This window comes from Kitasatospora sp. NPDC087314, assembly GCF_044744365.1.
Classification (GTDB): Bacteria; Actinomycetota; Actinomycetes; order Streptomycetales; family Streptomycetaceae; genus Kitasatospora.
In genome coordinates, this window is sequence record NZ_JBIUYE010000006.1 from 343,945 (window position 1) to 366,119 (window position 22,175).

The 22,175-nt window shown below is 71.8% G+C and carries 27 protein-coding genes; 9 read left to right on the forward strand and 18 right to left on the reverse strand.

Translation table 11 applies throughout. The features are described 5' to 3' along the window. Window positions 1–98: 98 nt before the first annotated feature. The gene (locus tag ACIO5E_RS15840) at window positions 99–503 is read right to left on the reverse strand and encodes a nuclear transport factor 2 family protein (protein WP_400667679.1); all 405 of its coding nucleotides are present in this window, start codon (window positions 501–503) and stop codon (window positions 99–101) included. A 141-nt stretch (window positions 504–644) separates the two neighbouring features. Between ACIO5E_RS15840 and ACIO5E_RS15845 the strand changes: the two genes are divergently transcribed. Next, window positions 645–1,487 (forward strand): MerR family transcriptional regulator, encoded by an 843-nt coding sequence (locus ACIO5E_RS15845; RefSeq protein WP_400667681.1) that lies wholly within the window; start codon window positions 645–647, stop codon window positions 1,485–1,487. Window positions 1,488–1,796: 309 nt separating this feature from the next. Here the strand turns inward: ACIO5E_RS15845 and ACIO5E_RS15850 are convergent, their stop codons facing one another. The 5 genes from ACIO5E_RS15850 to ACIO5E_RS15870 all read right to left on the reverse strand — a co-directional run bounded on the left by ACIO5E_RS15850 (window position 1,797) and on the right by ACIO5E_RS15870 (window position 6,110). Beyond that, window positions 1,797–2,924 carry a serine hydrolase domain-containing protein gene (locus ACIO5E_RS15850; protein WP_400667683.1) on the reverse strand — a complete coding sequence of 376 codons (1,128 nt, stop codon included), beginning with the start codon at window positions 2,922–2,924 and terminating at the stop codon, window positions 1,797–1,799. A gap of 74 nt (window positions 2,925–2,998) precedes the next feature. Further along, complete coding sequence (locus tag ACIO5E_RS15855) at window positions 2,999–3,673, reverse strand: DUF4097 family beta strand repeat-containing protein (RefSeq protein WP_400667685.1); 675 nt, start codon at window positions 3,671–3,673, stop codon at window positions 2,999–3,001. A 64-nt stretch (window positions 3,674–3,737) separates the two neighbouring features. Continuing rightward, window positions 3,738–4,118 (reverse strand): VOC family protein, encoded by a 381-nt coding sequence (locus ACIO5E_RS15860; RefSeq protein ID WP_400667687.1) that lies wholly within the window; start codon window positions 4,116–4,118, stop codon window positions 3,738–3,740. Between the two features lie 395 nt (window positions 4,119–4,513). Next, window positions 4,514–5,407 (reverse strand): LysR family transcriptional regulator, encoded by an 894-nt coding sequence (locus ACIO5E_RS15865; RefSeq protein WP_280677535.1) that lies wholly within the window; start codon window positions 5,405–5,407, stop codon window positions 4,514–4,516. 394 nt (window positions 5,408–5,801) lie between these two features. Then, window positions 5,802–6,110 carry a hypothetical protein gene (locus ACIO5E_RS15870; RefSeq protein WP_400667689.1) on the reverse strand — a complete coding sequence of 103 codons (309 nt, stop codon included), beginning with the start codon at window positions 6,108–6,110 and terminating at the stop codon, window positions 5,802–5,804. Here ACIO5E_RS15870 and ACIO5E_RS15875 point away from each other — a divergent pair, their 5' ends adjacent. Continuing rightward, the gene (locus tag ACIO5E_RS15875) at window positions 6,111–6,467 is read left to right on the forward strand and encodes an FAD-dependent monooxygenase (RefSeq protein WP_400667691.1); all 357 of its coding nucleotides are present in this window, start codon (window positions 6,111–6,113) and stop codon (window positions 6,465–6,467) included. Between the two features lie 70 nt (window positions 6,468–6,537). Here ACIO5E_RS15875 and ACIO5E_RS15880 read toward each other — a convergent pair whose 3' ends face one another. Beyond that, complete coding sequence (locus tag ACIO5E_RS15880) at window positions 6,538–6,900, reverse strand: hypothetical protein (RefSeq protein WP_400667694.1); 363 nt, start codon at window positions 6,898–6,900, stop codon at window positions 6,538–6,540. 112 nt (window positions 6,901–7,012) lie between these two features. On the opposite strand from ACIO5E_RS15880, the gene ACIO5E_RS15885 reads away from it, so the two are divergent. Next, window positions 7,013–7,477 carry a phage tail protein gene (locus tag ACIO5E_RS15885; protein WP_400667695.1) on the forward strand — a complete coding sequence of 155 codons (465 nt, stop codon included), beginning with the start codon at window positions 7,013–7,015 and terminating at the stop codon, window positions 7,475–7,477. An 81-nt stretch (window positions 7,478–7,558) separates the two neighbouring features. Here ACIO5E_RS15885 and ACIO5E_RS15890 read toward each other — a convergent pair whose 3' ends face one another. From ACIO5E_RS15890 to ACIO5E_RS15900, 3 genes are all read right to left on the reverse strand, one after another. Beyond that, the gene (locus ACIO5E_RS15890; protein ID WP_400667696.1) at window positions 7,559–8,056 is read right to left on the reverse strand and encodes a nucleoside deaminase; all 498 of its coding nucleotides are present in this window, start codon (window positions 8,054–8,056) and stop codon (window positions 7,559–7,561) included. Window positions 8,057–8,180: 124 nt separating this feature from the next. Further along, entirely contained in the window at window positions 8,181–8,651 is a 471-nt protein-coding gene (gene cynS / locus ACIO5E_RS15895) for a cyanase (RefSeq protein ID WP_400667697.1), read from the reverse strand. Between the two features lie 103 nt (window positions 8,652–8,754). Continuing rightward, window positions 8,755–9,342, reverse strand: coding sequence for a carbonic anhydrase (locus ACIO5E_RS15900; protein ID WP_400667698.1), 588 nt, complete (start codon window positions 9,340–9,342; stop codon window positions 8,755–8,757). Between the two features lie 124 nt (window positions 9,343–9,466). Here ACIO5E_RS15900 and cynR point away from each other — a divergent pair, with 124 nt between their 5' ends. Beyond that, entirely contained in the window at window positions 9,467–10,363 is an 897-nt protein-coding gene (gene cynR / locus ACIO5E_RS15905) for a transcriptional regulator CynR (RefSeq protein ID WP_400667699.1), read from the forward strand. 163 nt (window positions 10,364–10,526) lie between these two features. On the opposite strand, the gene ACIO5E_RS15910 is transcribed toward cynR, so the two are convergent. The 4 genes from ACIO5E_RS15910 to ACIO5E_RS15925 form a co-directional block, all read right to left on the reverse strand. Then, a complete protein-coding gene (locus tag ACIO5E_RS15910) occupies window positions 10,527–11,276 on the reverse strand; it encodes a dienelactone hydrolase family protein (RefSeq protein ID WP_400667700.1) in 750 nt (249 codons plus the stop codon). Window positions 11,277–11,598: 322 nt separating this feature from the next. Continuing rightward, entirely contained in the window at window positions 11,599–12,363 is a 765-nt protein-coding gene (locus tag ACIO5E_RS15915) for a 2OG-Fe(II) oxygenase (protein ID WP_400667701.1), read from the reverse strand. Window positions 12,364–12,419: 56 nt separating this feature from the next. Next, a complete protein-coding gene (locus ACIO5E_RS15920) occupies window positions 12,420–12,959 on the reverse strand; it encodes a hypothetical protein (RefSeq protein WP_400667702.1) in 540 nt (179 codons plus the stop codon). Window positions 12,960–13,282: 323 nt separating this feature from the next. Beyond that, complete coding sequence (locus ACIO5E_RS15925) at window positions 13,283–14,446, reverse strand: hypothetical protein (RefSeq protein WP_400667703.1); 1,164 nt, start codon at window positions 14,444–14,446, stop codon at window positions 13,283–13,285. A 176-nt stretch (window positions 14,447–14,622) separates the two neighbouring features. Here ACIO5E_RS15925 and ACIO5E_RS15930 point away from each other — a divergent pair, with 176 nt between their 5' ends. The 3 genes from ACIO5E_RS15930 (at window position 14,623) to ACIO5E_RS15940 (ending at window position 16,730) form a co-directional block, all read left to right on the forward strand. Further along, on the forward strand, window positions 14,623–15,330 hold the full coding sequence (locus tag ACIO5E_RS15930) for an ArsR/SmtB family transcription factor (RefSeq protein ID WP_400667704.1): 708 nt from the start codon (window positions 14,623–14,625) through the stop codon (window positions 15,328–15,330). Then, a complete protein-coding gene (locus tag ACIO5E_RS15935; protein WP_400667705.1) occupies window positions 15,327–16,064 on the forward strand; it encodes an SRPBCC domain-containing protein in 738 nt (245 codons plus the stop codon). The genes ACIO5E_RS15930 and ACIO5E_RS15935 overlap by 4 nt, the downstream gene beginning before the upstream one ends. 93 nt (window positions 16,065–16,157) lie before the next feature. Next, on the forward strand, window positions 16,158–16,730 hold the full coding sequence (locus tag ACIO5E_RS15940) for a dihydrofolate reductase family protein (RefSeq protein WP_400667706.1): 573 nt from the start codon (window positions 16,158–16,160) through the stop codon (window positions 16,728–16,730). A gap of 482 nt (window positions 16,731–17,212) precedes the next feature. On the opposite strand, the gene ACIO5E_RS15945 is transcribed toward ACIO5E_RS15940, so the two are convergent. Both ACIO5E_RS15945 and ACIO5E_RS15950 read right to left on the reverse strand, forming a co-directional pair. Beyond that, window positions 17,213–17,437: a hypothetical protein gene (locus ACIO5E_RS15945; protein ID WP_400667708.1), complete on the reverse strand. Its 225-nt coding sequence runs from the start codon at window positions 17,435–17,437 to the stop codon at window positions 17,213–17,215. Window positions 17,438–17,631: 194 nt separating this feature from the next. Then, the gene (locus ACIO5E_RS15950; RefSeq protein WP_400667709.1) at window positions 17,632–17,940 is read right to left on the reverse strand and encodes a hypothetical protein; all 309 of its coding nucleotides are present in this window, start codon (window positions 17,938–17,940) and stop codon (window positions 17,632–17,634) included. A gap of 164 nt (window positions 17,941–18,104) precedes the next feature. Here ACIO5E_RS15950 and ACIO5E_RS15955 point away from each other — a divergent pair, with 164 nt between their 5' ends. After that, window positions 18,105–19,100 (forward strand): LuxR C-terminal-related transcriptional regulator, encoded by a 996-nt coding sequence (locus tag ACIO5E_RS15955; protein WP_400667711.1) that lies wholly within the window; start codon window positions 18,105–18,107, stop codon window positions 19,098–19,100. A 236-nt stretch (window positions 19,101–19,336) separates the two neighbouring features. Here ACIO5E_RS15955 and ACIO5E_RS15960 read toward each other — a convergent pair whose 3' ends face one another. Together ACIO5E_RS15960 and ACIO5E_RS15965 are read right to left on the reverse strand one after the other, a co-directional pair. Continuing rightward, window positions 19,337–19,789, reverse strand: a complete 453-nt coding sequence (locus tag ACIO5E_RS15960) for a hypothetical protein (RefSeq protein ID WP_400667713.1) — start codon at window positions 19,787–19,789, stop codon at window positions 19,337–19,339. Between the two features lie 159 nt (window positions 19,790–19,948). Next, on the reverse strand, window positions 19,949–20,173 hold the full coding sequence (locus tag ACIO5E_RS15965) for a hypothetical protein (protein ID WP_400667715.1): 225 nt from the start codon (window positions 20,171–20,173) through the stop codon (window positions 19,949–19,951). A gap of 362 nt (window positions 20,174–20,535) precedes the next feature. Between ACIO5E_RS15965 and ACIO5E_RS15970 the strand changes: the two genes are divergently transcribed. Then, window positions 20,536–22,173, forward strand: a complete 1,638-nt coding sequence (locus tag ACIO5E_RS15970; RefSeq protein ID WP_400667717.1) for an alkaline phosphatase D family protein — start codon at window positions 20,536–20,538, stop codon at window positions 22,171–22,173. Window positions 22,174–22,175 lie beyond the last annotated feature (2 nt).

Consider the following 22,175-nt stretch of genomic DNA (forward strand, 5'->3'; position numbering starts at 1 on the left):
CTGCCCTGTACACGAACGCGGCGGCCTGCTCCGACGCGGTGTCGGAGCAGGGCGCCCTGGTGGCTTTGTCGGACCGCACCAGACGGCCCGGCCGGGTCCTATGCCTCGGGCAGCGGCTGGACGGTCAGGTGGTAGTCCTGCAGGATCCGGCCGTCGTTGTCCAGCACAAGGAAGACCCGGGCGGCCCAGGCCACCTCGCCGGTCCGGGGGCCCTTGGCGTACGTCAGCTGGATGGTGAACATGACCACGTCGTCGTGAACGCTGACGTGGTTGTCGTCGGTGATGTCGTAGTCGCCGGTGGCGACGAACAGCCCGTACGCCTCCGCGACCCGGTCGACCAGCCCGTCGTGGCCGCGGAACTGGGTGTTCTCGACGAACTCGACGCCGTCCGGGGCCCACAGTTCGGCGACGGCGCGCTCGCGTGCGGCCGGGTCCGGCTCGCTCCAGACGGCGACATAGCGCTGCACGATCCGGTCGACGTCGATTGCGGTGGTCTGCGACATGACGGGTCAGCTCCCTTGTTCGGTGCGTGATCGGCGGCCGGGCTCCGGCCGTGGGCACCAGGCTCCCGGCGGCCGTCGCGGGAGAGTCAAGGCAACGGCTCCGCCGAACTCTCCCGCTACGGGAGGCCGCACAATCGACGGATGACGAGCCACCTGTCGATCGGCGACTTCTCCCGCGCCACCCACATGACCGTCAAGACCCTGCGCCACTACCACGAGGTCGGCCTGCTGGAACCGGTCGACGTCGATCCGCGGACCGGCTACCGGCGCTACTCGGCCGAGCAGATCCCCACCGCCCAGGTCGTGCGCCGCTTCCGGGACCTCGGGATGCCCCTGGAGGAGATCCGGACCGTCCTGGCCGCCTCCGATGTTCCCACCCGCAACCGGCACATCAGCGCGCACCTGCACCGCCTGGAGGAGGAGCTGGGCCGCACCCAACGCGCGGTCGCGGCACTGCGCGACCTCCTGTCATCGCCCGCACCCAGCGACTCGTCCGCGATCGAGCTGCGCAGCGTCGGCGCGGTCCGGGCCGCGGCGATCACGGCGACGGTCGAGGCCCAGGACGTCGGAGCCTGGTTCCAGGGCGCCCTCGGCGAGTTGTTCGCGACCGTGGCGGGCCAGGGGCTGCGGGAGACCGGCCACGCCGGCGGCGTGTACGCGGACGAGCTGTTCACCCTGCACCGGGGCCAGTCCACCGTCTTCGTGCCCTGCGACGGCCCCGTCCGGCCGGTCGGCCGGGTCGAACCGCTGCTCGTGCCGCCGGTCGAGCTCGCCGTGATCGAGCACTGCGGGCCGCCCTCCGAAATCGACCGCGCCTACGGCGCGCTGGCCGCCTACGTCGCGCGCCACGCGCTCGCCGTCGACGGCCCGATCCGCGAGTACTACCCGGTCGGCCAGCGCCACACGGCGGACAGCGCACTGTGGCGAACCGAAGTCTGCTGGCCGGTCTTCCGTACTGGCGTCACCGACCCGCAGGCAGCGTGACGAGCTCGTACGCCGACACGCGGGTGCTGCCACTTCTCGGCAACGGTTTTCCCATCCCGAGGCAGGATCCGCTCCCGGAGCCAGCCGACAAGTGCTCTCGGTTCTGACCTACGCAGCCGCCCCGGGGCGCCGGGAGCTGCGGGGGGCGGCCCGCGCGGTCATGGCGGCTGCTTCGGGTCGCGGTTGCACTTCGACGTCGACCTGCCGCGGCGTGTGGTCCGGGTGGACCTCGTCGTCCATGCCGGCGGGCGTCGGCCCGGGGTGAGCGAGCCGGCGTGGCCCGTGCGGGTCCACGCCGCTCGACCCTGTCTACTGAGCCGGCTCGGCCTCCTTGTGAGCCGGCTCGGCCTGCCCACTGCAGAACACCTCCTTGACGAGCCTCTGCTGCGCCTTCTGGAACGCCTCGGCCGTGGCGGCGAAGTCGAGTTCGGCGTCCCCGGTGGTGAGTGAGGCGGCCAGGGTCTTGCTGCCGTCGGGCGTGCTGTACATCAGCGCCCCCCAACCCCAAAAGCCGCCGTTGTGGTGGAGGACGGTGCCGCCGTCCGTCTCCTCCACGAACAGCCCCAGGCCGTAGCCGAGTTTGGGGTGCGGCGTGCGCATTTCGGCCAGCAGCGAGTCCGGCAGGAGCTTGCCGCTCATCAGCGCGGAGAAGAACGTGTGGAGATCCTCGGTGGTCGAGATCATGTCACCGGCGGCGGAGATCCAGGAGACGTTGAAGCGGGTGACGTCGACCACCTTCCACTGGCCGTCGTGCTCGTACCGGTAGTAGCCGTGGGCGTGCGGCTCGGGGATCTCCGGTGAGGCGTCCGGCACCACGGTGCCCGACAGCCCCAGCGGCTGCAGGATCAGCCGCTGCATCTCCTCGGCGAACGAGCGGCCGGTGACGTCCTCGACCAGCAGCCTGGCCAGGACGTAGTTGGTGTTGGAGTAGCTCCAGTCCGTTCCCGGCTCGAACCGCGCCGGCTTGGAGAGCCCCAGCCGTACCAGCTCCTCCGGCCGGTAGGTGTGGAACTGGTTGTCCACGTACTCCTGGCCCTGCCAGGGGATCCCCGGCGCGACCGTCCCGTCGTCGTAGTACTCGCCGGTGTAGTTGAACAGCCCGCTGGTGTGCTGCAGCAGCATCCGCACCGTGATTCGCCGGTCCAGCCCGAATCGGGGCAGGTAGTCATCCACCGGGCTGTCCAGCCCGATCCTGTCTTCGGCCACCAGTTGCAGCACCACGGTCGCGGTGAAGGTCTTGGTGGTGCTGCCGATCCGGAACCGCCCGTCGGTCGGCGGCTTGGCGCCCTCGCCCAGCTTGCGCACCCCGGCGCTGCCGGCCCACTCGCCCCGCTCGTCGTTCACGCGCAGTTGCACCCCGGCGAAACCGGAAGCGACGATCTCCTCGATGCCCTTCTGCAGCTCCGGGCGGTCCTGGTCGGTAAGAGTGATGGACATGGTGTGTGCTCCTTCAGAGCTGTTACGAAATTCAACTGAACGGACGGGATCGCCGCGCCTGAGGGGTGCCCCTCTTACAGGCTGCGGGCGGTGATGTCTCCGTAGGCGGTGGTCGCGTGGATGGTCAGGACGGCGTCGGCGCCGTCGGTGTTCTTGAGCGCGTTGTGGATCCGGCCGTAGGAGGTGCCGGCGTCCAGGGAGGCGGAGACTCCGCGGGCGGCGCCGACCGAGATCCCGCCGTGCTCGGTGCGCAGCGTGACCGTGCCGCGGACGGCTTCGGTGATGCGGATGTCGCCCTTTTGGGTGCTGATCTCGGCGGGGCCGCCCAGGCGGCCGGCCGAGATGTCGCCGGAGAGGAGGGTGAGGCGGGCGCTTTCGGCCTCGTCGAGCTCGACCGAGCCGTGCGCGCTCTCGAAGGTGACGTCGCCGAGCCGTCCGACGCCCCGGAACTCGGCGCTCGCCGCCTTCGCCTCGATGCGCGAGTCGGCGGGCAGCTGAACCGTCACCTCGACGGATCCGAAGTTGCCGAGGATCCGGTTCTTCGCCGGTGCGGCCTCGATCCGCAGGGCACCGTCGCCGTAGGCGACCTCGATCTGCTCCGCCGCCTTCACGTCACGGCCCTTCGAGGCGTCCGCGGGCAGGACCTCGACCGTGGTGTCGGCGCGGTCGGTGGCGGTGAACCGGATGCGTCCTGCGGGGATGTCGAGGACGGCCGAGATCGGGGCGGGGGTGTCGTACTTCTGCGTCATGCTCTTTTCTCGCTCTCCTTGGATGGTGATCACGCTCTTTCCGGCCTTCACTGGACGGTGAGAGTCAGGTTCCTGTCGGGGGCACCCATTCGGTCAGCTGGACGGCCACTCCGTTGGGGTCGACCAGCCGCACCACCAGCTCGCCCCACGGCTCCTGACGCAGGGGCACGGCTATGCCGGCCCCTGCGTGCCGCAGCCGCTCGTACTCGGCCGCGATGCCGGTGACCGCGAACGACACCATCACGTCGGTCGGCCCTCGGCCGGGACCGCGCTGTTCGAGGTCGCGCCGCACCAGGACGAGGTCGACGCCCGCGTCGTCACGGCCGAGCTCCACGAAGTCCTCGTGGACCAGGACCTCGCGGAATCCCAGGTGGGTGGTGAAGAACCGGCTGGAGGCGGCGGGATCGGTGACCGTCAGGAACACCGCGGAGGACACAAGGTTCATCGTGCATCCCGCTTTCGTGCTCGATCTCTTGGGATGGATCAAGCTTCGGGCGCGGCGGCACGGGGAACAACGGCGATCGTCGCAACGGTCGTTAACCCCAGGGTTGACGGTCTCCGCGCGCACGCAGCACCGGGCCCTGCGACGCCGCCGGTGAGGGGCTTGCCTGCCCGGTGCCCACACCGCCGCTTCCTCCGCGCCCCGTTCGCCGGCAGGCCCTGGCGACGAGGAGTCAGCAGCCGTGTGGCTCTCTCGCCCGGTCTCGCCCAGGCCAGGTGCAAGGACTCCACGGCGAGCACCTGCGGCACCTCTCCACGGGAGATGCGCGCATGCTCAAGCCGCCGCCAGGCCGCCTGCGCGCACCTCAACCGACGGCACCGACCGCCTCCGGAGCGTGTTCAGAGGGTTGGGGCGCCAAGGTCGCGGATGACCCCGGCGAGGGCGCGGATGGGTTCGGTCTCGGTGTCGGAGCGCCAGACGAGTCCCCATCTCAGGGGCGTGGCGTCGTGAACGGGCAGGTAGGTGATGTCGGGTCGTGCGTGGTAGCGGGTGACATGGGAGCCCAGGGCATGGACGGCTTCACCGGTTCCGACGTTGGTGAAGATGTCGTCCAGGTTGGCTCCGATCCGCGAACGGCGCTCGATCGGGCGACTGCTGGGGGTGTGGAACGGAGTGAAGGCGTCCTCCCAGTACTCGGGCAGAGGCAAGGCCGAGCCGATGACACCGAAATCACCGAGAACCTCAAGGGAGACCGATGCGCGGTCGGCCAGGTCGTGATCGGGAGTCACGAGCACCACCCGGGACTCGGTGAACAGGACCGGCCCGACCGAGAGGTCGGGTTCTTCGACGGGGAGCCACGAGACCAGGGCGTCGATCTGTCCGGACCGCAGCGGGTCGAATGGGTTGATGAAGGGGTTGTGGCGGATCTGCAGTCCCCACTGGGGGTGGCGGGAGCGGAAGGCGTCCCAGAAGGGACGCAGGTCGTGGGCGTTGCTGGGGATCATGCCCACGCGCAGCACGTCGACCTTTCCCTGCGCTGCCATCCTGGCCCGCTCCATGCCCTCCTGCAGTCCCTGGTAGACCGGCAGGAGGTCATCGCGGAGTTGCTCGCCGATCGGTGTCATCCGAACGGTGCGGCTGGTGCGCTCGAACAGTTCGGCACCGATCCTGCGTTCCTGTTTCTTGATCGCCTGGCTGACCCGCGCTGGGGAGACATGGAGGCGGTCGGCGGTCCTGCCGAAATGAAGCTCCTTCGCCAACGTCAGGAAGATCTCGATGTCGCGCAGTTCCACCCTGCCCCCGTTCGTCGACCTCTGTGATCCAGCGGTGCGTGATCACCCATTGTTCCGCTGGATCAGGTGCCGGTCTGGATGAGGGTCCAGCGGAAGGTGATCCAGTCGGCGATGGCCGGCGGGGCCACGCCGTTCCACCTCGGCCTCGCACTCCACGTCGCCACCGAGCGCGGGAAGTCGACCTCGCCGACCTCCCGCTCCGGATGCCGCGGCTACAGCCAGCTGACACCTGTTCAGGACAGAGGGCGCCGGGCCCAGGGCCCGCCGGGCGGCTCCCAGCGGCCTGCGGATCCCGCAGCGGCCGCAGCCCCGGGCGCCTCCGGTGGCGAGAAAGACTGCCGCCCCCCGGCGTTCTCGAACGCCCTGACCCTTCCGGAGGTTGAAGCAGGTCCGGTCAGGTGGCGGGCGGTGGCGCGTCGTCGAGGAGGGCCAGGCGTGCGATGACGTCATCGGCCAGCTTCCCGAGCAATCGGCCCAGGTCGCTGCGGTCTTGATCCGACCAGTCGGCCATGGCGTCCGTGAACCAGACGGGTTCCTCGTCTTCCTGCGGGAGGAAGCCCCCGTCCACGCCTTCCGCGACCCTGAGGCGCAGCGCGAGCTCGTCGCCTCCACGTTCCCCGAGCGCAGTTGGCACATCCCCCGCCTGGTCGCCGCCATGCGCGAGGCCGACGACCTGTTCTTCGACATCGTCAGCCAGATCCACATGCCCACGTGGGCACGCGGGCGCGTCGCCCTCGTGGGCGACGCGGCCTACGCAACCTCGTTCCTGTCCGGCCAGGGCTCCAGCGTCGCGCTGGTCGGCGCCTACCTCCTGGCCGGGGAACTGGCCACGCACGCCGATCACGCGGACGCCTTCGCGGCCTACGAGCAGAAGGCGCGCCACTTCGTGGAACGGAACCAGGCCCTGGCCACCTCGGGCGGCGCCGTCGTCGCCCCCAGCACCCAGGACATGCTCGACGCCCGCAACGAGGCCCTGCGCAACACCACCGACCTGACGGGAGCCGAGGGCCGCGCCGCCCATACCGGCCTGATCCTGCCGGACTACGACCACGCCGGATGACGGGCCACCCGGCCCGGCCGGCGTCCTCGTGTCCCCTTCCCGGGACCACCGTGTCAGCGGGCCGGCCCTCTCACCCGGTCGCGGGGCGCACCATCCGGCGGGCCTCGGTGAGCGTCACCTTGTCATCGGCCCAGGAGTACACCTCCAGCGGGGACAGGTAGCCGCCTTGTGTGAAGACCAGAACTCCGCCCAGGCATTCGTCCGACTCCCCGAACAGTTCCTCTTCGAGCGCCACGGCGTTGCCCGGCAGGCCCGTCGCCGCGGCGACGGCAGTGGTGTCCACCTCCAGGGAGGCGGTGCCGCACCCGCACGTGCAGCGCTCCTGCACCCGCAGATGCGGGACCTGTTCGCGCAGCGCCAGGTGGATCGGGTCGTCGGCGCCGAGTATGACGTCGAGCAGGTCGGCCACGTCGGCCGGGAGGGCTTCCGTCAAGCCCGCACCGTATCCGGCCTGCGCGCGCCCCGGCGGCCGAGGGGTCGGGTGCGCCCGGCGAGGGGGGCCTGTCCGCTACATTTTCCGTGACAGATCGTCATAAGGAGGGCGAATGCCGTACATCGTCGACTTCGGGAACGTGTCCACCGTCGGCTTGGAATCGTCCCCGGTCGCGGCGGCTCTCGCCGGACTGCGCGCCAACGAGGCGCGCTATTACAGGAACAAGTACGATCACGTCTTCACCGTCGGCCCCGCGAGCGAGGCGCCGGAGGCGCTCGACTGGCTGAACCGCATCCTTGCCGACGAGCGCGACATCGTCATCTCCGCCCGTCCGCTCGAGGTGACTTCCTTCGAGGTGGACGGTTTTCGGATGGTTCACGTGTTCTACGAGTCCGGCCTGTCGATCAACGTGATGTACGGCATCGAGGCCGGGAAGAAGCGCGCAGTCGGGTTCAAGCTCTCGGAGGGCATGGAAGTTCCCGAGGAGCTGGCGTCACGTTTCAAGTTCGCGCGCCAGAAGTCGAAGCTGGCCGGCGTGATCCGCGGCTCCTACTTCGTGATCAAGGGCGAGTACTGAGCCCGGGGGGCCCGGGCGGAGCTGTCGGCTCCGGGCGGGGTCCGGGCCGCCTCGTCGATCACGCCGGCCGTGGCGCGCTGCTCAGGCGGTGGGGGCGCCGGCCACGCGGCGCTCGCCGCCGTTGCGCTCCTGCCAGAACCGGTAGACCTCGACCGCGTCCTCGCGGGACTCGTGGCGCATCGGCAGCCGGCGCTCGTCCCAGTTCTTGGCGAACTCGCCGTAGAAGGAGTCGAGTTCGAAGTACTTGCGGTCGTCCACGTAGTGCGGCTCGTAGGCGTCGCGGGTGGTGAGGAAGACGACCTCGTCCGGGGAGCAGTAGTACAGCGAGCCCAGGCACATCGGGCAGGGGTGGGCCAGCACGTAGATGGTGGTGCCGGTCAGGTGCTCGGTGCCCAGCTTCACGCACGCGTCACGGATGGCGAGGATCTCGGCGTGTGCGGTCGGGTCGTTGGTCTGGGCGACCTTGTTCGCGCTCTCGGCCAGGATCCTGCCGTCCTTGACGATGACGGTCGCGAACGGGCGGCCGCCCTCGGCGACGTTCTGGCGGGCGATGTCGACGGTGCGCTGCGCGAAGTCCATGGGAGGGGTCCTTCGGGGGGAGGAGAGGCGGGGTGCTCGGCGGTGCGGGCCGGGGAGCGGGCCGGGCGCCGGGGAGGGCTCCCGGCCCGCTGCGGGCCCCGCCGCCGATCGGATCAGGGCTGGATCAGAACGGCTTGGTGGGCAGGTACTTGCCGTCCAGGGTGATGACGGCGCGCTCGCCGCCCTCGGGGTCGGCGACCTTCTTCACGTCGAGCTTGAAGTTGATCGCGCTGATGATGCCGTCGCCGAGCTGCTCGTGGACCAGGGCCTTGAGGGTGGTGCCGTAGACCTGGAGCATCTCGTAGAAGCGGTAGATGGTCGGGTCGGTCGGGGTACCGCCCGGGATGGAACCGCGGGTGGGGATGGTCTGCAGCAGCAGCGCGGCGTCCGCGTCCAGGCCCAGGAGCTCGGCGACGGCCTCGGCGGAGGCCTTGGGCAGCGGGTGCTGGCCGAGCACGGCGGCGGTGACGAAGGCGACCGACAGGCCGGCGGCGTCGGCGATCTGCTGCCAGGTCAGGTCCTTGCGGATCTTGGCGTCGACGGCGGCGGCGGCCAGGGCCGTACGGGCGGTGTTGTCGAACTGGGCGTGCACCATGACGGTGGTGTCCTTTCACGGGGTGCCCCTCCGAAGGCCGGAGCGGCGGGATCGCGGGCGTCCCGGGACGGGTGGTCCGGGATCGCGGGGGTGGTTTCGGGGGTCAGGCCGCCAGGGCCGGGGTGCCGGCGGCGTCGAGCCGGGCGACCGCGCCGGTGGGGATGTCGTAGACCCAGCCGTGCAGGGTGACCTTGTTCCCGGCCAGTGCGCGGGCCACCGAGGGGTGGGTGGCCAGGTTGGCCAGCTGCGCGAGGACGTTGCCCCGCACCAGCGCGTCCACCCCGGTGTCGGCGGTGCGGGCCAGGGAGGCGCCGGCGTGGCGCAGCCAGTCGGCGATGGTCGGCAGGGCGCTCAGGTCGTGGCCCTCGGCCAGGGCGGTCATCGCGCCGCAGGCGGAGTGTCCGCAGACGACGATGTCCGTGACGCCCAGGACGGCGACCGCGTACTCGATGCTCGCCGCCACCCCGTCGGCGCCGGCGGTGTAGGCGGGGACGAGGTTGCCGGCGGTGCGGATGACGAACAGGTCACCCGGCTCGCTGCCGGTGATCAGCTCGGGCACGACCCGGGCGTCGGAGCAGCTGATGAACAGCGTCGTGGGCGTGTGGGTGGTCGCCAGGTGGGCGAAGAGCTCCGCCTTGGCCGGGAAGACATCGCGCCGGAAACGGGCGACGCCTGCTGCGAGGTCTTGCATGGTCACTCCCTTCGGAGGGTGCCGGCCCCGTTGGGCTGACGAGATCCACCATGCATGACCTGTATCTATAGTTTCCAAGACGCACTATCCATAGCTCCTATAGATGAGAACTATGATGTGGGGCATGGCCCTGGAACTGCGTCACCTGCGCTATCTGCTCGCCGTCGCCGAACACGGCAGCTTCACCCGCGCCGCCGAAGACCTGCGCATCGCACAGCCCACCCTGTCCCAGCAGATCAAACAGCTGGAGCGCACCGTGGGCGTCCAGCTGCTGGACCGCACCGGCCGCGCGGTACGGCTGACCGACGCGGGCCGCACGTACGTGCACTACGCCCGCCGTGCCCTGCAGGAGCTCGCGGCCGCCGACCGTGCCGTACTCGACGTCCAGGACCTCTCCCGCGGCGCCCTGCGGCTGGCCATGACACCGACCTTCACCGCCTACCTCATCGGCCCCCTGGTCGAACGACTCCACACCCGCCATCCCGGCATCACCCTGAACGTGCGGGAGTTGACGCAGGACCGCATCGAATCCGCGCTGCTGGCGGACGAGCTCGACCTGGGCATCGCCTTCCACGGCCCCCATCTGCCCGGCATCACCGGCACCGACCTGTTCACCGAGACCCTCAGCCTCGTCGTCGGCCCCCTCCACCCCCGGGCGGGCAGCACCCGGCCGCTGCCCGTGACGGACCTCGGCGAGCACCCCCTGGCCCTGCTCAGCGGCGACTTCGCCACCCGCGGCCACATCGACGCCCACTTCACCCGCCACCACACGACGCCGCCCATCGCGGTGGAGGCCAACTCCATCAACGCCCTCACCGAGATCGTCCGGCGCACCCCCCTGGCCACGGTCCTGCCCGACGCCATCGCCCGCGACCACCCCCACCTCCACCCCGTCCCCCTCACCCCCGCCCTCCCCGCCCGCACCGCCGCCCTCCTGCGCCGCGAAACCGCCTACCAGAGCGCCGCGGCACAGGCGTTCACGCGCCTCACGCTCGACTGGGTCCAGGCGCTGGGGACTTGAGGACGGTGAGGCGTACGGCCACGGCGCCGGGGGCCGCTCCGTGCGAAGCGGCCCCCGGCGCAGGAGAAGTCGACACCACCGACTTCTCCTGCGCCGGAGCCGTGTTCAAGGGCTCAGGGGCTCAGGGGCTCAAGGGTTCAGGGGCGGCTTCCGGGCCGGGGGCTCAGCCCGCGGTCAGGGTGCTGCCGAGGAGGGCGAGCAGGCGGTCCCAGTGCTGCTGCAGGGCGGCGGGGTTGAAGGCCTCGGTGTCGGACATGGTGAAGCCGTGGACGGTGCCCGGGTAGGTCTCGATGCTGTGGTCGACACCTGCGGCGTCCAGGGCCTGGTTGAGCTCGCCGATGGCCTCGGGCGACAGGTCGCCTTCGGCGAGGCCGAGGTGGACCTGGGCGGTGAGCTTGGAGACGAGGAGGTGCGGGCTGTCGGGCGCGTCGGTGACCAGGAGGCCGGGGTGGAATCCCGCGACGGCGGCGACCTGGCCGGGGTGGGCCGTTGCGGTGCGCATCGCCAGGGCGGCGCCCATGCAGTAGCCGATCGCGGCGACCGGCCCGGTGCTGACCTCGGGCTGAGCGGTGAGGAACCTGAGGTAGGCGTCGGCGTCGCGCAGGGCGCGTTCGGCGGCGTGCTCCTGGATCAGGGGCATCAGCTGGGCGAAGACCGCCGGCCGGGCCTCTTCTCCGATGTGCTCGGGGAGTTCGATCACCGGCGCCGGGCCGTGCCGGTAGTAGAGGTTGGGAACGAGCACGTAGTACCCGTGCTCGGCCAGTTCGCGGGCCATCTCCCGCAGCACGGGCCGCAGGCCGAAGGCGTCCGAGTACAGCAGCACCCCCGGGTGCCGCCCGCCGCCGTCGGGGAAGGCGGCGAAAGCGTCGGCCTGGCCGTCCGCGGTGGGAATCTGCAGCGTCTTGGTGGGCATGAGGTCTCCTGTCGTGGTTGATGTATCGAGCCTGTGATCAACACGACGGAGGCGGGGCCCGCGCAGCAGCGCAGGGCCCTCGATCGGGCAGCGGGCCGGCACCGGCCCGCACGGCGCTCAGAAGAGCACCGGGTCGCCAACCCGTGTGTGGCGCAACGCCGTCCCGGTAGTCATGCCGCACAGCGTAGTCCACCGGACAGAGCCGATGCCAACGCCCCGCTCCCACGGCACGGTTCGCCCGGACGATCCACCGATGCTCCCGGCCGGCGCCCCGGCCGGCGCCCCGGCGACCGACCGGGGGCCTCGACCGGGCACCCGCCTCCTATGCCGCCCCGCCCCGGTGCGCCGGATCGGGGCTGCACAGCCAGCCGTTGACGGCGAAGCGGCTGTCCTCGTGGCGCCCGCTCGGGCAGCTGACGGGCCGTACCTCGTGCCAGGCGGTGGGGAGGAAGAACACGATGCTGTCGTGCTCGGGCTCCCAGTCCCGCCAGGTCTGCTCCTTCCACTTCCCGGACGTCTCGGTGTACAGCGGCAGGGCCGCGTCGAACACCCGCAGCGCTCCCCCGCCGAAGGGCCGGGGCGTGCGGTGCAGGTAGTAGACGAAGGTGAGCAGGCGCCGGGGCGAGTACTCGGCGCTGGTGTCCTGGTGGGAGCGGTAGAAGTCGCCGTCGTTGTGCACGTTGAGGCCGTAACTGGGCTCGGTGTGCCGGCAGGAGACCCCCAGCGTGTGCTCGACCGCCTCCAGCACCTCGTCGATGGCGGCCGTCAACTCGGGTGCGGCGAAGTCCTGGCAGGACCGGGAGCGGCGGAAGCCGGGGTCCAGCTCCCGGTCCCGGATCATGGAGGGCTTCAGCGCGCCGCCGGCCGAGCCGGTGGCGATGGCGCGCTCCAGCAGGGCCCCGGCCGTCCGCTCGCCCAGGAACTGGGTGATGCGGCAGACCGTCACCGGCAGCCGCCAGATCGCGCCCGTACTCACGGCAGACGGCTGCTCCACCGCCTCGGCCGGTCCCGCCCCGGCGTCACCTCCCCTCACGGTGTCGCGCCCCGTCCCGGTGTCCTGCGTTGTCCCGGTGTCCTGCCCGGTCATGGTGTCCGCCTTCCCGATCGCGACGGGTGTTCCGCGCGGCCCGCTCCCCCGCGCCCCTACCGGCTCCAGTCGACCGGAACGACGTCCTGCTTGAGCCCACGGTCGCTGCAGATGGCGCACGGGTTGCCCGGGACGCCGGGGCCCTGGTCGGTGCCGATGGTGATCGCCCCGTGGGCGCCGGCCGGGGCGTGGACGCCGTCGCCGATCATCGCGGCCTCGTAGCCGCCCAGCAGCTCCTGGAGGGTGCCGGGGCCCAGGTTCTCCGGGGCGGTGATCGCGGCGATGCCGTCGTAGTCGGTGTAGGCGGCGCCCAGCGTCCGGCCGCCCATGGTGGCGAACACGATCTTCGCGCCGCGGATGGGCTCCCCGGTCACCGCGTCGGACACCATCGCCTGGATGTTCTCCAGCTGCATCTGGGTGACGTTCAGGCTCGCCTGACTGACCGACAGGCGGGTCGGCTTCAGGCTGGGGCACTCCGCCCCGCTGCACGACGACGGCGACGAGGCGGCCGCGGAGGCGTTGACCGCGCTCCCCACGCCCAGCGACGCCAGAGCCGCGGCCATCACCGCGACGGTCTTACGGCCTGCAGAGCTCATATCCACTCCCGTGGGAACTGCCCGAGCGTGGGGATCCGTACCAGCGCGTGACGGCCGGGACGGCCTGGGCGCGTGCAGCACGCGGCGGGGCGCCGCCCCCATGCGGACGGCGCGGCCGAGCGTAGCCACCGCCCGCCCGGCCCAACCAGCCGACAAGCACGAGTTAACGAGATCTGATGAACCATCAACACGACGGGTGACGAAGGCGATCGAGGCGCACCCCTGCAACCCCCTCCACCCCCTTCAAGACCCTTCAACTCGCGCCAACTCGCGCCAACTCGCGTCAACTCGCTTCGACTCGCGTCAACTCGCTTCGACTCGCTTCAACGGCCCGCCGGCGGCGGATAACTGGGTGCCGTGAAGGACGCGTTGGCGTTGAACGTGAGGCCTTCCCGGCCGGAGGCGAGCGTGTGGCCCGGATCGTTGCGAACGATCTCGATGCAGTGGCTCTCGGCGTACAGCGCGGTGAGGTGCAGGCCCGGCGCGGGCGCCTGGACCGTCTTCCGCTCCCACCTCAGAGCGGTGACGGAGTGCGCGCTCCCGTAGCCCAGCGCACGGCCCAGGGACGCGACCGCCCTGGCGCCGAAGCCCTCGACCTCGACACCCGCCTCGAAGCCGACGGACAGTCCGGCCCTCTCCCGGTAGGGCTCCGCCTGCGCCCGGCCCACCCCCCACGGGACGAGAGCGCCGATCGCGCCCGCCCGCGCTTCCTCCCGCAGGTCCACGACCGCCTGGCGGGTGTGGAAGCGCTTGCGCCGCACGGTGTACGTCGGGGAGTTGCGCACGATCCACTGCGCGGACCTGCCCCGGTCGACGACGGCGACGCACGGCAGGACCACCTCCCGGTCGACGACCGGCGCGGTCGCCTCGGGCACGTCGTCCCAGCCCGCGATCACCGGCCCCGCCGGCCCGCCCCGCGCGACCGTCTTCAGCGGCACGTCCAGCACGTGGACGTCGCCGGTGTCCTCCCCCTCGTAGTCGCCGTCGAAGTAGGAGATCCACGTCGCGATGCCGGGGGTCAGCAGGCAGCCCGTGCCCTCGGGGACGGTCTCGGGCCGGACGGTCTCGGCGATCTCCAGGCCGCCGCGCCCGCACCGGGCGCCGACGGCCACGTAGCGGCGCCCGCCGATCTCCTCCTTCACGCAGCGCAGGTCCGTCTGGGCGACGAAGGCCTCGCCGTCGAGCTCGCGCAGGACGTCGTGGGCCCCGTGGACCCGGTCCGAGGACCACAGCGCGCTCAGCGCCCGGTACCCGGGGGGCGCCACCGGCACCAGGCCGCGCAGCACCCCGTCGGAGTCGGCGACCTTGCGCCACTCCCTGGGCTCCGCCAGCGCCGCCGACCCCGCACCGGTGCCCTTCACCCAGGTCATCGGGCCGTCCCTGGGGATGACGCTGCACAGGGCGTGGTAGCCCTCCGGCGGTCTCGTCTCGCCCGCGCTGAAGACGAAGGTGAGTTCACCGAACTCCTGCGGTGCCGAGTAGCCCATGTCCGTTCCTCCCTGCCGGGCGCCTGACGGCGTCCGGGCGACCACGGAGGCCGCGGGCGGGGCCGCCGCGGGCGCCGTGGACCGTCCGTACCCATTTCAAGGCCCGGTCGGCGTTACCACCACCCGACAACTTCGACTGTCTTGACAAATTATTTTGTCGGTCGGATTCTGGAACGGTGCTGGACGTCGCTGTGATCGAAGAACCCGCCGCGGCCGAGGCGTCCCTGGACCCGATACGGTCCCGGATCCTCGCCGCCCTCGCCGAGCCCGGCTCGGCCGCCATGCTGGCCGGCCGCCTGGGGCTGCCCCGGCAGAAGGTCAACTACCACCTGAAGGAGCTGGAGCGTCACGGGCTGGTCGAACTCGCCGAGGAGCGGCGCAAGGGCAGCATCACCGAGCGGGTGTACCGCGCCACCGCCGCCTCCTACGTGATCTCCCCGACCGTGCTGGCCGCCGTGAGCCCGGACCCCTCCCGCTCCCCCGACCAGCTCTCGGCCCGCTGGCTGCTGGCCCTGGGGTCACGGCTGGTGCAGGAGGTCGGGCAGCTGCTGACCGGCGCCGCCCGGGCCGGGCGGCGGGTCGCCTCCTTCGGCATCGACGCGGAGGTGCGGTTCGCCTCCGCGGCCGACCGGGCGGCCTTCGCCGAGGAACTGGCCCAGACCGTGGCGGCCCTCGTCGGCCGCTACCACGACGAGAACGCCCCGGGCGGCCGCACCCACCGGGTGGTCGTCGGGCTGCACCAGGTACCCGCCACGGCCGACCCCCGGGAAGGCGCCGCGAGCGCCACCGGGGAGGCGGGGGCGGAAACACGGGCGGACACGCACGCTGGAACCCAGGCACCGCAGGCACCGCAGTCCGACGCCGGACAGGAGAACCGACGATGACGCACCCGTTCGAGATCGAGCTGGAGACGAGCCTGCCGGCGAGCCCGGAACAGGTCTGGGAGGCGATCGCCACCGGGCCGGGGCTCGATGCCTGGTTCATGGGCCGCAACCAGGTGGACGGGCACGCGGGCGGGATCGCCGCCATGGACACCGGCGGCCACCGGCAGGAGGCGCTGATCACCGCCTACGAACCCGGCAAGCGCTTCGCCACCCGCACGCCCCCGGCCGAGGACGGCCGGTTCATGGCCTTCGAGTACCTCATCGAGGGCCGCGACGCCGGCAGCACCGTCCTGCGCATCGTCCACAGCGGCCTGCTCGGCGACGACTGGCAGGACGAGTACGACGCGCTGCGCCGCGGCTGGCCCTTCCACCTGGGCACGCTGCGCCAGTACCTGGCCCACTTCCCCGGACGCACCGCCGTCCCGGTCTTCGCCGCCGTGCCGACGGGCCCGCGGCCGGCACCCGACGTCCGGGCGGCACTCGCCCTCGGGCTGTCGCTGCCCACCCCGGTGGCCCTCGGCGCGCAGGCGCACGCCGAGCCGGCGGGCCTGCCGCCGCTGGACGGCGAGGTGGTCTGGGCGGACGACGAGCGCTTCGAGATCCGCACCGCCGACGCGATCTACACCTTCCACCACGGCCCCGGCATCGTGCTGACGTTCCACCACCTGTTCGGAGCGGACACCGACGGGGCCGAGGCCGCCTGGCAGCAGTGGCTGGCCGAACTCCTCGGCTGACCAGCTCCCTTGCCCCCCTTGCCACCCTTGACCGCCTTGACCGCCTCCCCGCGGGCGGTCGACACCATGACCCGAGACACCAAGGAACCCTCGATGCGCACTCTCATCAGCACCGCCTTCATCTCCCTCGACGGCGTCGTGGAGGGACCGGGCGGCGAACCCGGCTACCGCAACGCCGGATGGACCTTCAAGGACGTCGAGTTCGTCCCCGAGGCCTTCGAGATCAAGGAGCGCGAGCAGCAGGAGTCCACCGCCGTCCTCCTGGGCCGCGCCAGCTACCAGGCCTTCAGCCCCGTGTGGCCGGACATGGCGGAGTTCGCCCGCTACCGGACGCTGCCGAAGTACGTCGTCTCCACCACCCTCACCGACGACGAACTGGTCCCGAACTGGGGCGAGACCCGGATCCTGCGCTCACTCGACGAGGTCGCCGCGCTCAAGCGGACCGAGGGAGGCCCGATCATCGTCCACGGCAGCGCCGCCCTGAACCACGGCCTCTCGGACGCGGGCCTGATCGACCGCTACCACCTGCTCGTCTACCCGCTGCTGCTCGGCGCCGGCAAGCGCCTGTTCAGCACCACGGACAAGGACGCCCAGAAGCTGAAGCTCGTCGAGCACGAGGTCTACTCCAACGGCGTCCAGAAGCAGGTCTTCGACGTCGTCCACTGACCGCCCGCGGCGGCCCGCGCTCGCCCCGCCGGAGTGGGAAGTCTACGAGGCCGACTTCCCAACTCCGGGGCGCGTGTTACGCCCCGCCGCGGCGGGCCGTGAGCACCCCGCGCAGGGGGACGGCCAGGAGCAGCGCGAGCAGGACGAGCAGTGCGCTCGCCCACAGCGGGCCCAGGGGCCCGGCGGTGGTGCCCAGGGTGGTCGCGGCGAGGAGCGGTCCGGCGGTGGCGGCGGTGGTCAGGGCGACGGCGAGGAAGCCGGCGCAGGCGAGGGCGGCGAGGACGCGGGTGGCGCACAGCAGCGGCAGGCTGGTGGTGGTGGCGCCGGTGGTGTGGGCGACGGCGAAGGCGAGGAGGAGGCCGAGGAGGCTGGTGCGGGCGGGCCAGGTGCGGGTGAGGGAGGTCTGCGGGGCGCGGCCTCAAGAGGAGTGGACGGCTGCCCTGCAGGGGCAGCGGTCGGGTGGCCTCGGGCTGCGCGGTGGGTCAGTCCCAGATGGTGTTCGCCGGGGCGGCGGTCGCCGGGGCGGGGCTGTCCCAGATGGTGTTCGCCGGGACGGCGGTCGCCGGCGCGGGGGTGGTCACCGGGGCGGGGGCGGGGGCGGGGCTGTCCCAGATGGTGTTCGCCGAGGCCTGGCCGGCGATCGGGAGGACGGCGGCGAGGGCGAGGGCGGCGACCGCGGCGGCCTTGGCGAGCGGGGTGCGAAGCATGGGAGTGGACCTCTCCGAGAGCTGGACGGGTGGTGGTGAGTCCGGTCTCGCGTCCCGCGGTTGACGCTTGGCCGGCTTCCCTCCGGGCGGTGGGCCCGGCTGGCGAGTACTAGCTTCGTCGCAGTTCAGGGCCGGTGGAAGAGTCCTCCGGTGGACGGAAACGGCCGAGTCCGGTTCCGTCCAGGCGGGCCGGATCAGTCCAGCAGCCGCTCGTAGAAGGGGGCGACGAGCGGGGCGCCGACGCGGCGGAGCGTCCAGCCGTGCAGCGCGGGGACGGTCTTGACCAGGCGTCGGCAGAACCCGTCGGCGACGGTCTCGGCCACGCCCAACCGGTCGGCGATCAGATAGATGCCGAGGACCGCGCCGGGGCCGGCGCCCTCGTGCACGGCGACGTGTTCGATGTGCTCCTGCGGCCTGGCCTGCGCCAGCAGCACCCGGGCGACAGCGGGTGCGAGCGCCGCGCCGGGGGCCGGGGCCTGGATCTCGGCGTGGATCAGATACATGGAACGGACTCTGCCGAACCGTCGGGATCCACGTATAGGGGATCAACCTGGACGGTTCCGGCGGTGGCCGGAACCGTCCACGGCCCTACTGGCCTCCTCTCGTACCCACGTGCGATGATCGCGTGCGCAGCGATTCACGCCTTACACACCGGGGGGGATGAGGCATGCTGGCCGCACTCGGGCTGGATGCTGGGTCGGAGGCCGTCTACCGCGACATGCTCGCGCATCCCGGCGACGGGGTGCGGGCACTGGCGCAGCGGCTCCGGCGGAGCGAGGAGGAGATCCGGCACAGCCTGGACCTGCTGAGCGAGCTGGCTCTGATCCGGCCCTCCTACGACCGGAAGGGCGATCTGCGCGCGGTGTCGCCGGAGGTCGGCATGGAGCTGCTGATGGCGCGCCAGCAGGCGGATCTGGCGGCGCAGCAGCTGCGGATCGAGGCGTCCCGGGCGGCGGCGGCGCAGCTGATCGCGGAGTACGCCGATCTGAAGCCGGTCACCTCGTCCGCGGGGGTGGAGCAGTTGGTGGGCCTTGACCAGATCCGGGACCGGATCGCTTCCCTGGCCCGTGGTCTGACGGCCGAGATCATGACCTTCGCGCCCGGTGGCGGGCATTCTCCGGAGAGCATCGAGGCGTCCCGGCCGCACGACCGGGATCTGCTGGGCCGGGGTGTGCGGATGCGCACGGTGTATCTGGACAGTGTGCGCAACAGCCAGCCGACGGTGGCGTACGTGGGCTGGCTGGCGGAGCTGGGCGGGGAGGTGCGCACGGTGCCGGAGCTGCCGACCAGGATGATCATCTTCGATCGGGCGACCGCGTTGATCCCGGTCAGCGGGGAGGACACCCGTGCGGGGGCGGTCGTGCTGAGTGGTCACGGCACGCTGGTGGCGCTGTGCGCGCTGTTCGAGCACGTGTGGGGGCAGTCGCGGCCGCTGGGGCCGTCGGCGGCCAGGGACGACGGCGGGCTCAGCGCGCAGGAGGCGACCGTGGTGCGGTTGCTGGCGCAGGGGCTGACGGACGAGGCGATCGCCAAGCGGCTGGGGGTGTCGTCGCGGACGTCCCGGCGGGTGGCGACGGATCTGATGGAGCGGCTGGGTGCGCGCAGCCGGTTCGAGTTCGGGATGCGGGCGGTGCAGAACGGCTGGCTGCCGCAGCAGGTCTGAGCGCTGAGGTCTTCGGGTTCCCCTGCGGTCCGTCGGTCCTACTGCTCGGACCTGAACACCGTCGAGCACCTGCCCGTCACCGTGCCGGCCGGCGCCGCCACGGCGCGCCTGCAGTTCCGCTACACGGGCACCAACAGCGCGTTCTGGACGGTCGACCAGGTCTCCTTCGGCGCCTGACGCCGATGCGGGCCGCCCGCCGCCCCGAGGTACTGGGGCGACGGGCGGCACCGGCCGTACTAGAACGGCGGGAGCGTGCCGAGCTTGACGTCGCCCGTGTAGTGCTTGCCGAGCGCGTCGAAGTCGTAGTACAGGTGCACGTCGTCGCCGACCAGGTAGAACCTCTGCGTGCCGTTGACGAACGGCGACAGGCCGAGGTGGAAGGTGATGCCCTGCGTCAGGCTGCCCGACGCGCTGCCGACCTTGACCTTCCCGAGCAGCGGCACGTTGGCGTAGACGACGATGGACGCGGAGCGAGCGGTCGTGTCGAGGGTGAGCGTGGTCTCCAGCGGGCCGGTGACATAGGTCCAGGTCTGCACGTCCGTGATGGCGGGCGTGACGTTCTGGACCACTGCGACCGGAGCCGGGGCCGCCGGAGCGGCCGCCATGGCCGCCGTGCTGCCGAAGCCGACTGTCAGCACGGCGAGACCGGCCACCACAACACCCGCACGACGTACAAAGCGGTTCTTCATGGTTCCCTCCCAAATGAGTGGGCTGATGGTCGGGTCCCCCGGGGTGATGTCTATCAGTCAACTCACCTGCCAGGCCAGCGTGTTGTACATCACGACCACCCCCCGGCGTGCAAGTGGACTCACTCGTTCGAGTGACTTTCCTTGACTTTGCCGTGCCCGCTATGCAGCAAGGAGCGGACCGAGCTGCACGGCCCGCTCCGGGTACGGAGCAGCCTTCTCCTCGTGCAGGTTCACGATGTCCCGGGCCAGCGCGGGATCCGGGTCGTCGGAGAGGTCGGGGCCGATGGCGATCCCGGCCGGGTGCGGCATGATCTCCGGATCGCCGGCCAAGTGGACCGGGTCGTGCATGGAGCGCCGCGGCGCCGCCGGGTCCGCGACGCCCACGCAGCAGGCGTGGGTGAAGCCGCCCGGCCCACCGGGCGGGCACGGGCGCGGGCACGGGCGCGGCGGGCGGCGGGCAGCTCCGGATCAGCCGGGCCGTAGCGCCCCATCGGCTCCCCAAGCCCGGGTGTGGAGGCGGCGCAGGTGTTCACCGTTCCTCCACGGGCACTCCCGGGCGAGGACGGCGGGAACGGCGCCCCACGCGCCGCCCGCACCCGCTTTCCGCACTCCTGGGATGATTTGTCGGACCTTCACGCCTCTCCCATCAGATGATCACCCGGCTGCCGGGATCCCGACCCCTGGCGTACGGCGCGGTCCACTCGAATTCCTTCGCACACCGCCGAGCAGCGAAAGGCCTTCACCCCATGACCCGCCCTGCCGACCGCCCCTCCCCCGACCAGCGGCTGCGCGCGGCCGCCGCGCGCCTGGACCGGCGCCGCTTCCTCACCGTCACCTCGGCGGCCGCCGCGCTGGCGTTCACCGTCAACCTGCCGTCCGCCCACGCCGAGGACGCCGAGTTCGCCCCGCGCGTCATCACCGGCAACCCGTTCACCCTGGGCGTGGCCTCCGGCGACCCGCTGCCCGAGGCGGTGGTGCTGTGGACCCGCCTGGCGCCGCGCCCGCTGGAGCCCGGCGCCGGGCTGCCGCCCACCGGTTCGGTGCGGGTGGGCTGGGAGCTGGCCCGCGACGAGCGGTTCCGCAAGGTGGTGCGGCGCGGCAGCGCCCGCGCGCACGCCGAGTTCGACTACGCGGTGCACGTGGACGTCGACGGCCTCGACCCGGACCACGGCTACTGGTACCGCTTCACCGTCGGCTCCTGGAGCAGCCCCGTCGGGCGCACCCGCACCGCGCCGGCCCGCGGGCGCCGCCTGGACGCCGTCCGCTTCGGCCTGGTGTCCTGCCAGGCCTACGAGGACGGCTACTTCACCGCCTACCGCCACCTCGCCGACGAGGACCTGGCCGCGGTGTTCCACGTCGGCGACTACATCTACGAGTACGGCATCGACGCGGCGGGCGGCGACCGCAAGTACACCGACCGCACCCTGCCGGCGCTGTTCGACCACGAGACGGCCACGCTGGAGGACTACCGGCTGCGCTACTCCCTCTACAAGAACGACCCCGACCTGCAGGCCGCGCACGCCGCCCACCCCTGGTACGTCACCTGGGACGACCACGAGGTGGAGAACAACTACGCGGCCGGCATCCCCGAGAAGGGCCAGGACCCGGCACCGTTCATCGCCCGCCGCGCCGCCGCCTACCGGGCGTACTGGGAGAACATGCCGCTGCGCATGCCGCAGCCGCGCGGCACCGAGCTCACCCTCTACCGGCGCGTCCAGTTCGGGCAGTTGGCGCAGTTCGACATCCTCGACACCCGCCAGTACCGCGACGACCAGGCCAACGGCGACGGCTGGCAGTACCCCACCCCGGAGTCCGACGACCCCCGCCGCACCCTGATGGGCGCCACCCAGGAGCGCTGGTTCGCCGAGGGCCTGCGCCGCTCCCGGGCGACCTGGAACGTGGTGCCGCAGCAGGTGGTGTTCTCCCGCCGCAAGAACACCACGGCCGCCCGCTCCAAGCTCTCCATGGACGCCTGGGACGGCTACCCGGCCGCCCGCGAGCGCTTCCTGACGAGCGTCGAGCAGGCCGGGGTGAAGAACCTCGTGCTGCTCACCGGCGACGTCCACGTCGCCTACGCCCTGGACGTCAAGCGCGACTTCGACAACCCCGACTCGCGCACCGTGGGCGTGGAGTTCGTCGGCACCTCGATCAGCAGCGACGGCGACGGCGAGGAGCGGCCGTCCAACTGGCAGAACCTGATGTCGGCCAACCCGCACATGAAGTTCTACGACGGGCGGCGCGGCTACACCACGCTCACCCTGGACCGCCACCAGGTGCGGGCCGACTACCGCGTCCTGCCGTACATCACCCGCCCCGGCGCCCCGATCACCACCGCCGCCTCCTTCGTCACCGAGGCCGGCACCCCGGGCATCCGCCCCGCCTGACC

What these genes read in the sequence shown, in the direction of transcription:
- ACIO5E_RS15840 (WP_400667679.1), bottom strand. Translation starts at nt 503, where the DNA reads ATGTCGCAGACCACCGCAATCGACGTCGACCGGATCGTGCAGCGCTAT.
- ACIO5E_RS15845 (WP_400667681.1), top strand. Translation starts at nt 645, where the DNA reads ATGACGAGCCACCTGTCGATCGGCGACTTCTCCCGCGCCACCCACATG.
- ACIO5E_RS15850 (WP_400667683.1), bottom strand. Translation starts at nt 2,924, where the DNA reads ATGTCCATCACTCTTACCGACCAGGACCGCCCGGAGCTGCAGAAGGGC.
- ACIO5E_RS15855 (WP_400667685.1), bottom strand. Translation starts at nt 3,673, where the DNA reads ATGACGCAGAAGTACGACACCCCCGCCCCGATCTCGGCCGTCCTCGAC.
- ACIO5E_RS15860 (WP_400667687.1), bottom strand. Translation starts at nt 4,118, where the DNA reads ATGAACCTTGTGTCCTCCGCGGTGTTCCTGACGGTCACCGATCCCGCC.
- ACIO5E_RS15875 (WP_400667691.1), top strand. Translation starts at nt 6,111, where the DNA reads ATGCCCACGTGGGCACGCGGGCGCGTCGCCCTCGTGGGCGACGCGGCC.
- ACIO5E_RS15885 (WP_400667695.1), top strand. Translation starts at nt 7,013, where the DNA reads ATGCCGTACATCGTCGACTTCGGGAACGTGTCCACCGTCGGCTTGGAA.
- ACIO5E_RS15890 (WP_400667696.1), bottom strand. Translation starts at nt 8,056, where the DNA reads ATGGACTTCGCGCAGCGCACCGTCGACATCGCCCGCCAGAACGTCGCC.
- cynS (WP_400667697.1), bottom strand. Translation starts at nt 8,651, where the DNA reads ATGGTGCACGCCCAGTTCGACAACACCGCCCGTACGGCCCTGGCCGCC.
- ACIO5E_RS15900 (WP_400667698.1), bottom strand. Translation starts at nt 9,342, where the DNA reads ATGCAAGACCTCGCAGCAGGCGTCGCCCGTTTCCGGCGCGATGTCTTC.
- cynR (WP_400667699.1), top strand. Translation starts at nt 9,467, where the DNA reads ATGGCCCTGGAACTGCGTCACCTGCGCTATCTGCTCGCCGTCGCCGAA.
- ACIO5E_RS15910 (WP_400667700.1), bottom strand. Translation starts at nt 11,276, where the DNA reads ATGCCCACCAAGACGCTGCAGATTCCCACCGCGGACGGCCAGGCCGAC.
- ACIO5E_RS15915 (WP_400667701.1), bottom strand. Translation starts at nt 12,363, where the DNA reads ATGACCGGGCAGGACACCGGGACAACGCAGGACACCGGGACGGGGCGC.
- ACIO5E_RS15920 (WP_400667702.1), bottom strand. Translation starts at nt 12,959, where the DNA reads ATGAGCTCTGCAGGCCGTAAGACCGTCGCGGTGATGGCCGCGGCTCTG.
- ACIO5E_RS15925 (WP_400667703.1), bottom strand. Translation starts at nt 14,446, where the DNA reads ATGGGCTACTCGGCACCGCAGGAGTTCGGTGAACTCACCTTCGTCTTC.
- ACIO5E_RS15935 (WP_400667705.1), top strand. Translation starts at nt 15,327, where the DNA reads ATGACGCACCCGTTCGAGATCGAGCTGGAGACGAGCCTGCCGGCGAGC.
- ACIO5E_RS15940 (WP_400667706.1), top strand. Translation starts at nt 16,158, where the DNA reads ATGCGCACTCTCATCAGCACCGCCTTCATCTCCCTCGACGGCGTCGTG.
- ACIO5E_RS15945 (WP_400667708.1), bottom strand. Translation starts at nt 17,437, where the DNA reads ATGCTTCGCACCCCGCTCGCCAAGGCCGCCGCGGTCGCCGCCCTCGCC.
- ACIO5E_RS15950 (WP_400667709.1), bottom strand. Translation starts at nt 17,940, where the DNA reads ATGTATCTGATCCACGCCGAGATCCAGGCCCCGGCCCCCGGCGCGGCG.
- ACIO5E_RS15955 (WP_400667711.1), top strand. Translation starts at nt 18,105, where the DNA reads ATGCTGGCCGCACTCGGGCTGGATGCTGGGTCGGAGGCCGTCTACCGC.
- ACIO5E_RS15960 (WP_400667713.1), bottom strand. Translation starts at nt 19,789, where the DNA reads ATGAAGAACCGCTTTGTACGTCGTGCGGGTGTTGTGGTGGCCGGTCTC.
- ACIO5E_RS15970 (WP_400667717.1), top strand. Translation starts at nt 20,536, where the DNA reads ATGACCCGCCCTGCCGACCGCCCCTCCCCCGACCAGCGGCTGCGCGCG.